Raw genomic sequence first — 13,788 nt, forward strand, 5'->3', positions numbered from 1 at the left:
CCGGCCGGCCATGCCCGCGGCCGCCGACATGATCGCCTGGCCCGCCGAGTTCGGATCGCGCTTCGTCATATTCGTCGATGTCGAGGAAGAGTTCGACTGGAACCTCCCGCTGGCGCGCGAGCACCGGGCGGTGACCGCGATCGCGGCCTTGCCCGAGGCGCAGGCGCGCTTCGCCGCGGCCGGGGTGCCGCTCGCGCTGATGGTCGATCACCCGATCGCGACCGACGCTCGCGCAATCGACCTGATCGGACCGTTGCTGACCGGCGGCACGATGGTGGGCACGCAGCTACATCCATGGGTCAACCCGCCGTTCGATGAGGCGCCGAGCGAGCGCAACAGCTTCGCCGGCAATTTGCCGCGTGCGCTGGAGGCGGCAAAGCTCGCGGCGCTGACCGATACGATCGCCACGGCGTTCGGCACGCGTCCGACGGCGTACCGGGCTGGGCGGTACGGGCTGGGGCCGTCGAGCTTCGACCTGATGACCGCGGCCGGCTATCGGCTCGACAGTTCGGTGCGGCCCGGGTTCGACTATCGCGCGAAGGGCGGTCCCGATTTCGGCGTGCTCGGCAATCACGCGTTTCGGGTCGGCGGCCTGATCGAATTACCGTCCACCACCGTTTTCACGGGCGCGGCGCGCAGCGGAGGGGCGTCGCTATACCGCGCTGCGGGCCGAGTCCCAAAAGGCCGAGCCGTGCTGGCGCGCACGCGGCTGCTGCAGCGGATCCCACTGACACCGGAGGGCATACCCGTCGCCGAGGCGATCGAAGCGATCCGGGCGGCGGTCGGCGACGGCTTGCGCGTGCTGAGCTTCGCATTCCACTCGCCCTCGCTCGCGCCGGGACACACCCCGTACGTGCGCGACGCCGCCGATCTGCGCGCGTTCTGGGCATGGTGGGACACGGTGCTGGCCGAGCTCGATCGCCTCGGCTTGCGGCCGGTCGGGCTGGCAGAACTGATCGACGCGGCGGGTTGATCGCGGCGGCGTACCTCCGCTACGGCAGCAGGCAGGGTGGGCCTGTAGCTCAACTGGTTAGAGCTGGCCGCTCATAACGGCTAGGTTGCGGGTTCAAGTCCTGCCGGGCCCACCAACGCGCCGCCTGCATGTGCGCAGCGAAGCTGCAAGCGAGACAGGCAAGCGCGGCCGGCGGCGCCTCAGCGCCGTTCGACGACGCGGCTTCGCCGCGGCGCTGCTGCTAATCCTTCGCTTGCCTTCCCGGCTCCGTCGCGGCAAAGCCGCGCCGTCGGACGCGCCGTTGGCGCGCCGGCCGACCGTGCCGCATGTCGCGGCTAGCTTCGCTAGCCGTCGTCCGCGTCGGTGGCGGGGAGTGGCGCAGTCCGGTAGCGCGCCTGCTTTGGGAGCAGGATGTCGCAGGTTCGAATCCTGTCTCCCCGACCATTTCGCGCGATGGGGCGGGGCGTCCGAGAACCACCCCGCCGCCCATGCCATCAATGGCTGTTCTTCGCCGCCTCGGCTTCGGCCCGGACGCTGTCGACGCTGTTATTGTAGCTCGCGCCGGCTTCGTTCGTCGCATTCGCCGCAGCGGCGTTGGCGTCGGCATCGACCACATTGTCGAGCGCGGCGGCTTGATCGGCGAGGTTGGCGTCCATGGCGACCGCGGCGTTCTCCGTCGTCGGCTGCTTGTGGCACGCGCCGAGCAAGACGAGGCCGGCGGCGGCGAGGACGGTGGCGATCTTCTTCATGCGAAACTCCTGCTGATTCGGCGGCGCGAGACATAACCGCGCGGTCCACTCGGTCAATTGACGTGGAGCAATGTCAGTCCTTCGGCGTCGCCTTGCCCCAATCTTCCGGCGCGTTGGCGACGATCCACAGCACCGCGGTCCACGCCGCGACGTTCTGGCGCAATTGCTCGGGATCGATCTTGTCGAGCGTGTCCTCGGCGGTGTGGTGCCAGTCGAAATAGCGCGTGCCCGACTGGTTGAGGTCGACCGCCGACACTCCAAGCTTGAACAGCGGCCCGACATCGGTGCCGTCGCCCGCAACTTCGCGCCCGCGCGTGATGCCGAGCGGCGCGAGCGCGACGCCGATCCGGTCGCCGATCGCCTTCGCGCTGTCCGGAAAGTTGACGTTGAAGCGCCAGATGTTGTCCGCCCCGAAATCGGATTCGCCCGCCATCGCGAACGTCTCGCCGGCATGCGCTTTGGCATAGGCCGCGCCGCCGAACCCGCCCGGCTCCTCGGCGCCGAACCACACGACGCGGATCGTGCGGCGCGGACGCGGGCCGTCGAGCAGCCGCTTGGCCGCCGCGGTGGTGATCGCCACGCCCGCGCCATCGTCGATCGCGCCGGTCGCGAGATCCCAACTGTCGAGGTGCCCGCCGACGACGATCGTCCCGGCCTTGGGATCGGTCCCGGGAACTTTCGCGACGACAGTGCCCGACTCCGCATCGGGCAACGTGCGCGGCGTCAGCGTCAGGTGGAGCGAGACCTTGTCGGTGCGGGCGAAGATTCGCTCGAGCTGCTCGGCATCGGCGACCGACAAAGCGGCCGCGGGGATCGGAGTCACGCCCGGCGTCCAATTGGTCCCGCCGGTATGCGGCCAGCGGCCATGGTCGGTGCCTATCGAACGGATGATCACCGCGACCGCGCCCTTCTTCGCCGCGATGTTCGGCCCGACGAACCGCGCGGCGCCATATTCGCCGTAGCCGCTGCCGTCCTGTGTCGTCTTCATCTGGTTGGAGATGAATGCGATCTTGCCCGTAAGACTCCCGTCGGGTGCGGCGAGCAAGTCGTTGAAGGTCGGGAAATAAACCACCGGCGCGGTGATCCCCGCGGGCGGCGTCGCCCCCGAGCGGCCGAGTGCTGCGAGTGTCAGCTTTTGCGGATACGGCCCGACGATCTCGGCCTTCTCCTCGCCGCGCACCCACACCGGCATCGTGTAGGTTTCGATATGGACGTTCTTGAACCCCAGCGCCTTCAATTTGACCACCGCCCATGCCCGCGCCCGCGCTTCGGCCTCGGTCCCCGCCAGACGCTGGCCGACCTCGGTCGTCAGCCCCTCGACGATGTCATACGCGACATCGTCTTTGAGCGCGGCGTCGCGTGCCTTGGCGACCGCGGGATCGACCTTGACCGCGCCCGGCAAGGCGCGCTGCGCGATGGCGGGGACGGCGATGGCGGCGATGCCGGCAAGAGCGATGGGCGCGATCCGCATGGTCTGTTCCTCCGTTCGCCCTGAGCTCGTCGAAGGGCTGCTTTTTCGAATCGTGCATTAGGGTGAAGGGCGGTGCTTCGACAAGCTCAGCACGAACGGTATTTGTGTTGGCAGTCCGTTTGCGAATCTCGCGTGCAATCGCTATCTGCGCCTTCGAATTTCCCGCACATCAATACGGAGCAACGCGCCGCCATGGCCGCCCAATACGCTTTTGTCATGAAGGACATGACCAAGACCTTCCCCGGCGCGCCGAAGCCGGTGCTGTCCAACATCAACCTGCAATTCTACCAGGGCGCGAAGATCGGCATCGTCGGGCCCAACGGCGCCGGCAAGTCGACGCTGATGAAGATCATGGCGGGGGTCGACAAGGACTATACCGGCGAAGCGTGGCCGGGAGAGAACATCACCGTCGGTTACCTCGAGCAGGAGCCCGAGCTCGATCCGACCAAGAATGTGCTGGAGAACGTCAAGGACGGCGCGCGCGAAACCGCCGGGCTGGTGGAGCGCTTCAACGCGATCTCGGCGGAGATGGGCGATCCCAAGGACGACACCGATTTCGACGCGCTGATGGAGGAGATGGGCGAGCTCCAGACCAAGATCGACGCGGTCGACGGCTGGAGCCTCGACAGCCAGCTCGAACTGGCGATGGAAGCGCTGCGCTGTCCGCCGGGCGACAGCGCCGTCGCCAATCTGTCGGGCGGTGAGAAGCGCCGCGTCGCGCTCACCCGGCTGCTGATCCAGAAGCCGTCGATCCTGCTGCTCGACGAACCGACCAACCATCTCGATGCCGAAAGCGTCGAGTGGCTCGAAAACCACCTCAAGGAATATGCCGGCGCGGTGCTGATGATCACCCACGACCGCTATTTCCTCGACAATGTCGTCGGCTGGATCCTCGAAATCGATCGCGGCAAGTATTTCCCGTACGAAGGTAATTATTCGACCTATCTCGAGAAGAAGGCCAAGCGCCTCGAGCAGGAGGAGCGCGAGGAGAGCGGCCGCCAGACCGCGATCCGCAACGAGCTCGAATGGATCCGCCAGGGCGCCAAGGCGCGCCAGACCAAGTCCAAGGCGCGTATCGCCAAGTTCGACCAGCTCGTCGAGGCGCAGAAGAACCGCACCCCCGGCAAGGCGCAGATCGTCATCCAGGTGCCCGAACGGCTCGGCGGCAAGGTGATCGAGGTCGAGAATCTGTCCAAGGCGTATGGCGACAAATTGCTGTTCGAGGACCTGTCCTTCACGCTGCCGGCCGGCGGCATCGTCGGGGTGATCGGCCCCAACGGCGCGGGCAAGTCGACCCTGTTCAAGCTGATCATCGGCAGCGAGACCCCCGACAGCGGCACGATCGACAAGGGCACCACGGTGCGCCTCGGCTATGTCGACCAGAGCCGCGATCACCTCGATCCGTCGAAGAACGTGTGGGAGGAAATCTCCGACGGGCTCGATTCGATGAAGGTCAACGGCTTCGACCAGTCGACGCGCGCCTATGTCGGCGCGTTCAACTTCAAGGGCGCCGACCAGCAGAAGAACGTCGGCAAGCTGTCGGGCGGCGAACGCAACCGAGTCAACATCGCAAAGATGCTCAAGCGCGGCGGCAACGTCCTGCTGCTCGACGAGCCGACCAACGACCTCGACGTCGAAACGCTCGGCGCACTCGAGGAAGCGATCGAGAATTTCGCCGGTTGCGCGGTGGTGATTAGCCACGACCGCTTCTTCCTCGACCGCCTGTGCACGCACATCCTGGCGTTCGAGGGCAACAGCCACGTCGAATGGTTCGAGGGAAATTTCGAGAGCTACGAAGAGGATAAGCGGCGGAGACTGGGCGATGCGGCGGATCGGCCGACGGCGCTGGCGTATAAGAAGCTGACTAGATGAAGGGCGGGAAGGCTGCTATCATTCGTTGAACCACTTATGAACCTTCGTGTGTGAGTTGGAGTTGCGCATGGCAAAGAATACCAGGCATGTGGTTCCTAGTTCCTCGGGCGGATGGAGCGTGCGCAAAGCTGGTGCGTCCAAGGCTTCAAAAAATTTCGATACACAGGCTGATGCTGTTTCATATGGCAAAGAACATGCGAAGAAAGATAGGTCGGATGTATTCATTCACAGCAAGAGTGGGCGAATTCGTGACCACACTTCATATAAGCCTTAAGCATGGCCTTTGGGAGAAATGTCTTTATAAATTGCCCGTTTGATGGCGAATATTGGGATCTTTTACGTCCAATTCTGTTTTGCATAATTTATCTTGGATTTGAACCGCGAATTGCACTGGAAAGATCGGACTCCGGTGAAAATAGAATCGATAAGATTCTGGAGCTAATCAGAGAATCTCAGTACGGAATTCATGACCTTTCGCGCCTGCAGGCAAACGAGGCTGGCGAGTTTTTTCGGCTAAATATGCCGTTTGAGTTAGGCGTGGATTATGGGTGTAAGGCTTACGCAGGCGGCGCTTGGAGTGAAAAGAAAATATTGATTCTTGAAGCCGAAAGCCATCGTTTCAAAGCAGCTATTTCTGATCTGTCAGGATCGGACATAGGCGTCCATAAAAATGAACCAGTTGCGGCTAATGATGAAGTTCGCAATTGGTTAGCGCAAAGTCTCGACAACAGCACTCCGGGCCCAGCCGCCGTATGGGGCGCTTTCAACGAATTTATGGGCGATAATTATCTCTCGCTTAAGGAGCGAGGTTACTCAGATGAAAACATTGCAGCCCAACCAATGGGCGAACTGATTGGCTGTATGAGGACGTGGGTTACGAACCGAAACCCTAAACACCTTCAATAATCCAATTTCGGAGCCAATCCGTCCGCACGCTGCCAGTTCAGGTCGCGCCTGCTCCACGAAATGACCTCTCCACCAGTCGAAAATCTGTTTCGACGCCAAACGGCGCCCCCGCAAATCCATTTTCCTACACGGCGCGATTATGTCATCCTCGCAACCGCGATCGGCATCCGCTTCCTCGGTTCGATGCATCGGCCAACAAGCCCATGGCCAGTGCGAACATTGGGAACATTCGGCTGAACGAGTCGCAAGGGAGAGGATTCTAATGCGCCGCACGCTTATCGCCTTATTGGTCGCCGCCGCGCCGGTCGCGCTCTACGCCGCCGTGCCGGCTATGCCCGCCTATGTCACCGCCGCCGTCGCCGACACCTCGCGACCTGACCCTGACCGAGCGACCGACGTAAACCGCAAGCCTGCCGAGACGCTGGCCTTCGCTGGCGTCAAGCCCGGCATGACGGTCGGTGAATTCTATCCCGGCGGCGGCTATTTCACGCGGATGCTGAGCGATGTCGTCGGGCCGAAGGGCCATATCTACGGCATGGAGAATTTGCGGTGGGGCGATCCCAAGGCCGACAAGGCGGTGATCGACGCGGCGAAGGGCGGCAACGTCTCGATCGAAGCCGCGGCGTTCGGCACCGTCCGCTTCCCCAAGCCGCTCGACCTCGCTTGGGTCACGCAGAACTATCACGACCTCAAGATCGCCAAATACGGCGTGGTCGACACCGTCGCCTTCGATCGCGGCGTGTTCAATTCGCTCAAGCCCGGCGGCACGTTCTTCATCCTCGATCACGAAGCGCCGGCGGGCACCGACGTTGCCGGCATCACCAGGCTTCACCGCATCGAGCGATCGCAGGTCATTGCGGAAGTGATGTCGGTCGGGTTCAAGCTGGTCGACGAAGGCACGTTCCTGCGCCGCCCGAGCGACGACCACACGCTGTCGATCTTCGATCCGAAGGTGCGCGGCCAGACCGATCAATACGCGCTGAAGTTCGTCAAGCCGATCAGGCGCTGAAGATCGCTATAGCGCCTCGGTCGCGATGGTCAGGCCAGCGATAGTCGCGGCGATGAGCGGCTCGCCGAATGCGATTTCGCGCTTTTGGGCAAACGCTTCACCGGCCGGCGACCAGAGTTGGTGGACTATGCGGCGTTCGACATCGACCACCCAATATTCGGGCACGGCATAGCGCGCGTACAATCTTGCCTTGCGGCCGAGGTCAATATCGAGAGACGTATCCGCAATCTCGATTGCCAGCTTGACGGTCGGACCCTGCAATACCTTGTCCTCGCTCCGCGCGGCGATCGCGATGTCCGGCTCGGGGAGCGAGTCTTGCGATAGCTCGGTAGACGGCGCGATCAGTATGTCGAGCTTTGCGTCCAGCCCCCTTATCGCGGCACCCAATTCGGTCACGAGCGTGCCGTGCATCCGCGCATGGCGGGTATGAATCGCGTTCACCGCCCAGATTTCTCCCTCGATCAATTCTGTCCGCGCATAGCGTTCGAACGCGCCGGACTCCGCGAGAGTCAGGAAATCCTTCACGGTCAATTTGGCCAGATGCGGCGAGGTGACGATATCGTGCGCGGTCATGGTTCGAATGTATCACGAAATACGTGAATCGCCATCTATGCCGTGAACCGCTTGGTGAACCCCTTCACCGGCTGGTCCGCGACGTGCGCCTCGACATGGTCGACCGGCGCGAGCGGCGGGCTGGGACCGCCTGATCAGAGCCCCGAAGTCTCGACGGCGAGGCCGTCGATCGTCACGGAGTCGATCCGCGTCCCGAACCCGATCTTGCGTCGTTCGGCATAGCTCTCGCCGGACGCCGCCCACATCTGGTGAATCACTGCCTTGTTGACCTCCACCACCCAATATTCGGGCACCCCCTCGCGGGCATAGATACGCTGCTTGCGGCCGAGATCGTTGCGCAGCGTCGTATCCGCGACCTCGACGACCAAAACGAGCGAGGCGAGGGGGATCAGGCCTTCCCCCTCGGGCTCGTTGGTGATCGAAATATCCGGCTCCGGTACATTGTGCGGCGGCATCGACACCGAACCGTCGACCAGTGCCTCGAGCCTGGTGTCGAGCTTTTGCAGGGCGTTCGCCAGAAGGATAAGAAGCTGCGTTTTCATCCGCGCGTGCGGTCGATGCTGCGCGTTCATATAGACGACTTCCCCCTCGATGAGCTCGGTCTTGCCGTAGGCGTCGAACGCCCCGAGTCCGTCGAGCGCGAGATAGTCCTCGACCCGCAGCTTCACCGGCTTGGGGGTTCTCGTCAGAGGCACGACCTCGGTCATGCGTCGTCTATATACCGATGCTCGAAAATACCCAATGAGGGAACTTCACGCCGTAAACCGCTTGGTGAACCCCTTCACCGGCTGGCCCGCTTCGATATGCGCCTCGACATGGTCGACCCGCGCGAGCGGCGGGCCTTCTCGGCAGGCGTCGACCAAAGCCGCGACTGCCTCGTCCTCCCCGGACACCATGATCTCGACCGTGCCGTCGTTGCGGTTGCGCACCCAGCCGGTGACCCCCAACGCTTGTGCCTTGCGGATGGTGTAGTCGCGAAAGCCGACCTGGTGGACTCGGCCCGACACCACGACCCGCTGCATCACGCCCATAAACAACCCTTTGGACTCGATGGCGAATTGATCGTCGCCCATCGCCGGCGATGATATCACCGTTCGGTTGCGTCCGGACCGGGCGGGCTCGGCGGTTCGCCGCGCGCGCGGCGCGGTTCGGCGAGAGCGGAGCGGGAAGCGCGCCGAAGCGAAGGGGGCGCGCGAAACCACGGGCAACTCCAGCGCGATGGCGGCGAGGTGTGTTACGTCAGCCAGTCAGGGATAGGATGCGCAACCAAATCGGGAGGCGAGTCGATGAAGCGGATGCTGATGGCACTATCGGTGGCGCTGTTGCTTCCTGCAGCGAGCACTGCGCACGGGCCGGCCGCACGCTACACATCGCTGACCCGCCAGTTCGCCGAATTCCACGACGCCACCGCGGCGATGCCCGAGAAGGACCGCGTCGCGCTGTTCCGCCAGCGCTTCGATGCGCTGTTCCCCGGTTTCTACGAGCCCGCGGACGGCCAGAGCGAGGCGCAGTTCCAGACGAACGTGGCGAAGTCGCTGTCGGGCTTCGATGCGATCCGCGCCGATTACGAAAAGGTCGAACGCGATTTCCCGGTGGCCTATGCCGCGGGCATCCGCCACTTCCGCGCGCGATTTCCGGGGTTCAAGCCGGTCCTGCCGGTGTGGTTCGTCCATTCGCTCGGCCGGATGGACGGCGGCACGCGGACGTTGCGCGGCAAAACCTACATGATCTTCGGCGCCGACGTGATCGCACGGATCCACCGCGACGGCACGATCGGGCCATTCCTCGACCACGAACTGTTCCACGTCGAGAATGGACAATGGTTTGCCGATTGCAAGCCCGACACGACGATCTGGTGCTCGCTGTGGCAGGAGGGCGGGGCGACCTATGCCGCGTCGGTGATGAACCCCGGTGCCGACGACCACATGCTGATGCTCGATCTGCCGACGCCGATCCGCGGCGCGGTCGACGCGCAATGGCCGCTCGCTTTGTGCACGCTCAAGCGCGACCTCGATAAGAGCGACCAGCCGACCTATGCGAGCTATTTCTACGGCGGCGGACCCGACCAGACGTTTCCGAAGCGCTGGGGCTATTATCTCGGCTATCGGCTGATGCAGCGGATCGGCAAGCGCCACAGCCTCGCCGAGATCGACCACATGGGCCACGCCGCCGCGCGCGCCGAGATCGACCGCGAATTGGGGGCGATGATCGCCGAGGCCGGCGGCTGTCCTAGCGCATCCTCTTGACGAACACGCGGCCACCTTCGCGGCGCTCGATCTGGAAATTGGATACCGCCTCGATCAGATCGGACAGCCTTTTGTACCCATAGTTGCGCACGTCGAAGCTCGAGCGGTTGGCGGCGAGCTGCCCCATCGCCGACAGGCTGACGAAACCGCGTTCGTCCCGCTTCGACGCTTGGTAGGCGTCGAGCAAGAGCTTGCGGACCGCTTCGTCGACCGCGCCGGTGCCGGACTTCTCGGCGGCCACTACGGGCGATTCGAGCGGCTCGTCGCTCGACACGTCTCCCAGGGCATCGACGTCGATGAACCGCGTGCACGCCGCGCGAAACGCCTCCGGAGCCTTGGTGCCCCCGAACCCGTAGACGGGCAGACCGTCTTGCCGGATCCGCATCGCCAGCGGCATGAAGTCGCTGTCCGACGACATAATCCCGAACCCTTCGACGCGCCCGCGCGACAACAGGTCCATCGCGTCGATCGTCATCTTCATGTCGGTGGCGTTCTTGCCCTTGGTCAGGTCGAACTGCTGCTGCGGCTCGATGCCGTACTTGATCGTCATATCGCGCCAGCCGTTGAGCGCGGACTTGGACCAATTGCCATAGGCGCGGCGGATGTTGACGGTGCCGAGTTCGGCCAGCACCGTCAGCACCGGGTCGAGCTTGTGCCACGACGCATTGTCGGCATCGATCAGCAACGCGATGTTGCGGGTCGGAGTGTCGTCGATCACCGAGCGCGATCTACGCCGCGTGTCGCGTCCACGCTCCACGGCCCCGCGCCGGCTGCCGCCAGATAGAGGAACACGAAACAATAGAGCATCGCGCCTTCGCCGCCATTGGCGAGCGGGAAAATGCCCTTGGGCGCGTGCATCATGAAGTAGGCGACGGCCATTTCGCCGGAGAGGATGAACGCCACCGGCCGCGTGAACAGGCCGATCAGGATCAGCGCGCCGCCGGCGAGCTCGAGCACGCCCGCCGCGGTAAGTAGCGGCGTGAGCGGGGCCGGGAACGGCGGCACACCGAAGAATTTCGACACGCCGTGCGACAGGAACGCGAGCCCGACGACGATGCGGAGCAGCGAGAGCAAGCGCGGCGACCAGCTGGCGGGAATCGGCATCGGCAATCCTCCTGTTCGTTTCGTCTTCGTATCGCAGAACGAGCGGAGCGAACAGGGCGCGGGAAGAAACGATCGGTTGCCGTGGCTATGCGATCAACCGTCGCCGCGGCGGTCGCTGTCATAGGCCTGGTCGTTGGCGATATCGTCGACCTTTTCGGGGCGGACCTCGGCTTCGGGGTCGTCGACCGCGCGGATCAGGTCGGCCTTGCTGCCGATGTCACGCTGCAGGTTGCCGCCGGCGCTGCCGGATACCGCGTCTTCGTCGGGGATCATCGCGTCGATCAAGTCGCTATCGTCATGGTCGCGGGCGGCGGTGGTGCGGGGGTCCTCGGTCATCGTCGATCTCCTCGGGAATGAAAACGTCCCGGGTCGCGCCGGCGTTCCTCAATTCGCGGGATAGTCGATCGCGATCACCTCATATTCCTTCTCGCCCGCCGGCAACGTGACTCGGCGCAAGTCGCCGACCGCGGCGCCGCGTAGCGCTCGCGCGAGGGGAGAGCCCCAGCCGACCCGGCCTTGCCCCGCATCGGCTTCGTCGTCGCCGACCAGGGTCAGCATGCGCTGGTTGTCATCCTCGTCGGCGATCGTGACGCTCGCGCCGAAATAGACTCGGCTGCGATCGGGCGCGGCGGCTGGATCGACCACCTTCGCCGCCTTCATCCGCTTGGCCAGCCAGCCGAGCCGCCGGTCGATCTGGCGCAGCCGTTGGCGGCCATAAATGTAATCGCCATTCTCCGACCGGTCGCCATTGCCGGCGGCCCAGGAAATCACCTCGACCAGCTTGGGACGCTCGTCGCCGAACAGCTGGTCGTATTCCGCGCGCAACGCCGCGAAGCCGGCGGGGGTGATGTAATTGGGACGATCGCTAATGGGCTCAGCCCGGCCGCTTGTTGCCGAGATACCAGCTCAGCCGCGCGCTCCCCGTCGAGGTCGCGCGCTGCGGGTTGATCAAATCGTACACCACAGCGTTCTCGAGCACGTGCTGGACGTAGCGGCGAGTCTCCTCGAACGGAATCGCCTCGATCCAGTCGACCCAGTCGACGGCGCCGGTGCGCGGATCGCCGTTCGCCGCGAGCCATTTGTTCACGTTGCCGCCGCCGGCATTATACGCCGCGATCGCCAGCGGATAGCTGCCGTAGGTGTTGTAGAGCCGCTGGAAATAGGCGGTGCCGAGCTGGATGTTATAGTCGGTGCTCGACAGCAGCATCCCCGAATCCCAGGAGAGGCCCGATTTGCCGGCCTGTTCGCGCGCGCTGCCCGGCATCAGCTGCATCATCCCGCGCGCGCCCGCACGGCTGATCAGCGCGCGATCGAACTGGCTTTCCTGACGCATGATCGCGTGGGCAATGGTCCAGGACCCTGCCGCGGTGGCGGGGATGCTGACGGTCGGGAAGCCGGTCAGCGAATAATCGGGAAGGCCGTTCAACAGCGCGCTGCGTCCCACCATCACCGCGAGGTCGGGCCGGTCGAGCGTGCGCGCCAGCTCGGCGGCGAGCGCATGGTCGCTGTCGGTGGTCGCGTCGTTGGCGATCTGCCGGAGGAACGCGGTCTGGTCCTCATGCGCACCGATCGTGCCGAGGAATTGCGCGGCGCGGACGACTTCGCTCTTGTAGAAGGCCTGGCGTGCCGAAGGGTCGATCGAGCGCTGACCCGGATCGGTTGGCGCGAGCAGCGGCTGGCCGAGGCGTTCGGCGGCGAGCTGGCCGTAGAATTGGTCGCGATACGCGGCGGCACGCGCCAGGTACCCGCGAGCCTCCTCGGCGCGGCCGGCGGCTTCGGCGGCGCGGCCCGCCCAATAGAAGCCCTTCGACTTGAGCGCGGTCGAGCGCGAGCCGCCGGTGTAGCGGACGAACATGCCGATCGCCTCGGCGGGGCGGCCGAGCTGCTTCAGCGCAGTGCTGCCGGCGAGCCAGACGAGATCGGTATAGGGATCGCGCTCGCCGAGCGGGCGGAGCGAGACATCGGTGCCGGCGGGATAGGCGTCGTCGACCTGGCTGGCGATCGCATAGGCATTGCTATACTCGCCTGCCGCCAGCGCGGCGCGCGCATTCTTGAGAAGCAGATCGTACCAGCGATCGACATCGGTCGGAAGCGTCGTGAAGCTGTGCGGCCGCGCCAGCAGCGACCGTGCCGACGCGCCCGCGCCACCACTGGTCAGCCAGATCGCCTTGTCCGCAAGATAGCCGGGGTCGCCCGCGCCGAGCGCGTCGGCAGCGCCGGCACCCGGCGCGTTGGTGCGCAAGTCGAGCCGCGCCTGGAGCAAAGGCCGCCGCGCGGCGCTGGTCAGCAGGATTTCGCGCCCGGCGGCGGCGGTCTGCCCCTGCCACAACAACTGGTCCATCCGCGCATCGTGGTCGGCGGGGGTCAGTGCATCGGGGAAGGTCGTCAACACGAACGATTCGTCCGCCGGCGACAGCGCGCCCATCACCCATCCGCTGCGCGCCGCGCTCTTGGCTTCGTCGCGCGCGCCGGTGCCGTTCAGCGCCTGCGCGAAGCGGATCCAGGCGGTCGCAGTCTGCGGCGGATAGCGGCGGAAGAACGAAACGGCGGTCGACGCCGACCATGTCTCCTGACCGAGCGCCGACTCCGCCGCGCGGCGCATCTGCGCCTCGCCCGGCCAGCCGGGATGCGCGAGCAGGAAGCGCGCATAATTGTCGAACGGCGCGCCGTTGGCTTCCTTGAGCGAGCGCCATTCGGTGATCGACGCCGACAGCGCGCTCATCGCCATCGGATCGGCGGCCGACCCGGCGAGCCGCGACTTCGCCCAGTCGAGCTGGTCCTGGAATGCATAGCCCGTCGCTGCCATGCCCGACAAAGCGGCGGTCGCCACGCTCAACTTGATCCAAGACGCGATCATGTGGACAGGATAGGCGATCGGCCCGTATCTGTCAGGCCGAAAAACAGCA

16 protein-coding genes and 2 tRNA genes are annotated in these 13,788 nt (G+C 64.8%); 8 read left to right on the forward strand and 10 right to left on the reverse strand.

The window, feature by feature from the left end:
* Positions 1 to 10: 10 nt before the first annotated feature.
* From VH326_RS03130 to VH326_RS03140, 3 genes are all read left to right on the forward strand, one after another.
* Positions 11 to 973: a WalW protein gene (locus VH326_RS03130; RefSeq protein WP_329630338.1), complete on the forward strand. Its 963-nt coding sequence runs from the start codon at positions 11 to 13 to the stop codon at positions 971 to 973.
* Positions 974 to 1,011: 38 nt separating this feature from the next.
* Positions 1,012 to 1,088, forward strand: a tRNA-Ile gene (locus tag VH326_RS03135).
* Between the two features lie 231 nt (positions 1,089 to 1,319).
* Positions 1,320 to 1,396 (forward strand) — tRNA-Pro (locus VH326_RS03140).
* A 50-nt stretch (positions 1,397 to 1,446) separates the two neighbouring features.
* Here the strand turns inward: VH326_RS03140 and VH326_RS03145 are convergent.
* Both VH326_RS03145 and VH326_RS03150 read right to left on the reverse strand, forming a co-directional pair.
* The gene (locus tag VH326_RS03145) at positions 1,447 to 1,701 is read right to left on the reverse strand and encodes a hypothetical protein (RefSeq protein ID WP_329630339.1); all 255 of its coding nucleotides are present in this window, start codon (positions 1,699 to 1,701) and stop codon (positions 1,447 to 1,449) included.
* 73 nt (positions 1,702 to 1,774) lie between these two features.
* Positions 1,775 to 3,172 carry a M20/M25/M40 family metallo-hydrolase gene (locus VH326_RS03150; RefSeq protein WP_329630340.1) on the reverse strand — a complete coding sequence of 466 codons (1,398 nt, stop codon included), beginning with the start codon at positions 3,170 to 3,172 and terminating at the stop codon, positions 1,775 to 1,777.
* 192 nt (positions 3,173 to 3,364) lie between these two features.
* Here VH326_RS03150 and ettA point away from each other — a divergent pair, with 192 nt between their 5' ends.
* The 4 genes from ettA to VH326_RS03165 all read left to right on the forward strand — a co-directional run bounded on the left by ettA (position 3,365) and on the right by VH326_RS03165 (position 6,959).
* Positions 3,365 to 5,044: an energy-dependent translational throttle protein EttA gene (ettA, locus tag VH326_RS03155; protein ID WP_329630341.1), complete on the forward strand. Its 1,680-nt coding sequence runs from the start codon at positions 3,365 to 3,367 to the stop codon at positions 5,042 to 5,044.
* Positions 5,045 to 5,111: 67 nt separating this feature from the next.
* Complete coding sequence (locus tag VH326_RS16020) at positions 5,112 to 5,318, forward strand: DUF2188 domain-containing protein (RefSeq protein ID WP_414714243.1); 207 nt, start codon at positions 5,112 to 5,114, stop codon at positions 5,316 to 5,318.
* Between the two features lie 2 nt (positions 5,319 to 5,320).
* On the forward strand, positions 5,321 to 5,950 hold the full coding sequence (locus VH326_RS03160) for a hypothetical protein (protein ID WP_329630342.1): 630 nt from the start codon (positions 5,321 to 5,323) through the stop codon (positions 5,948 to 5,950).
* A 262-nt stretch (positions 5,951 to 6,212) separates the two neighbouring features.
* A complete protein-coding gene (locus VH326_RS03165) occupies positions 6,213 to 6,959 on the forward strand; it encodes a methyltransferase (RefSeq protein ID WP_329630343.1) in 747 nt (248 codons plus the stop codon).
* A gap of 6 nt (positions 6,960 to 6,965) precedes the next feature.
* Here the strand turns inward: VH326_RS03165 and VH326_RS03170 are convergent, their stop codons facing one another.
* The 3 genes from VH326_RS03170 to VH326_RS03180 all read right to left on the reverse strand — a co-directional run bounded on the left by VH326_RS03170 (position 6,966) and on the right by VH326_RS03180 (position 8,554).
* Positions 6,966 to 7,532, reverse strand: coding sequence for a Uma2 family endonuclease (locus tag VH326_RS03170; RefSeq protein WP_329630344.1), 567 nt, complete (start codon positions 7,530 to 7,532; stop codon positions 6,966 to 6,968).
* Between the two features lie 134 nt (positions 7,533 to 7,666).
* Complete coding sequence (locus VH326_RS03175; protein WP_329630345.1) at positions 7,667 to 8,239, reverse strand: Uma2 family endonuclease; 573 nt, start codon at positions 8,237 to 8,239, stop codon at positions 7,667 to 7,669.
* A 45-nt stretch (positions 8,240 to 8,284) separates the two neighbouring features.
* Entirely contained in the window at positions 8,285 to 8,554 is a 270-nt protein-coding gene (locus VH326_RS03180) for an acylphosphatase (RefSeq protein ID WP_329630346.1), read from the reverse strand.
* 264 nt (positions 8,555 to 8,818) lie between these two features.
* On the opposite strand from VH326_RS03180, the gene VH326_RS03185 reads away from it, so the two are divergent.
* Positions 8,819 to 9,778 (forward strand): DUF2268 domain-containing putative Zn-dependent protease, encoded by a 960-nt coding sequence (locus VH326_RS03185; RefSeq protein ID WP_329630347.1) that lies wholly within the window; start codon positions 8,819 to 8,821, stop codon positions 9,776 to 9,778.
* Here VH326_RS03185 and VH326_RS03190 read toward each other — a convergent pair.
* The 5 genes from VH326_RS03190 to VH326_RS03210 form a co-directional block, all read right to left on the reverse strand.
* Positions 9,762 to 10,496, reverse strand: coding sequence for an NYN domain-containing protein (locus VH326_RS03190; RefSeq protein WP_329630348.1), 735 nt, complete (start codon positions 10,494 to 10,496; stop codon positions 9,762 to 9,764). The two genes, VH326_RS03185 and VH326_RS03190, sit on opposite strands and share 17 nt — an antisense overlap.
* Positions 10,493 to 10,882, reverse strand: coding sequence for a DoxX family protein (locus VH326_RS03195; RefSeq protein ID WP_329630349.1), 390 nt, complete (start codon positions 10,880 to 10,882; stop codon positions 10,493 to 10,495). The genes VH326_RS03190 and VH326_RS03195 overlap by 4 nt, the downstream gene beginning before the upstream one ends.
* Positions 10,883 to 10,975: 93 nt before the next feature.
* Positions 10,976 to 11,218, reverse strand: coding sequence for a hypothetical protein (locus tag VH326_RS03200; RefSeq protein ID WP_329630350.1), 243 nt, complete (start codon positions 11,216 to 11,218; stop codon positions 10,976 to 10,978).
* Between the two features lie 48 nt (positions 11,219 to 11,266).
* The gene (gene greB, locus VH326_RS03205) at positions 11,267 to 11,752 is read right to left on the reverse strand and encodes a transcription elongation factor GreB (protein WP_329630782.1); all 486 of its coding nucleotides are present in this window, start codon (positions 11,750 to 11,752) and stop codon (positions 11,267 to 11,269) included.
* A gap of 4 nt (positions 11,753 to 11,756) precedes the next feature.
* The gene (locus VH326_RS03210) at positions 11,757 to 13,739 is read right to left on the reverse strand and encodes a lytic transglycosylase domain-containing protein (protein ID WP_329630351.1); all 1,983 of its coding nucleotides are present in this window, start codon (positions 13,737 to 13,739) and stop codon (positions 11,757 to 11,759) included.
* Between the last annotated feature and the right edge of the window lie 49 nt (positions 13,740 to 13,788).

This window comes from Sphingomonas sp. (assembly GCF_036269755.1).
Taxonomy (GTDB): Bacteria; Pseudomonadota; Alphaproteobacteria; order Sphingomonadales; family Sphingomonadaceae; genus Sphingomonas.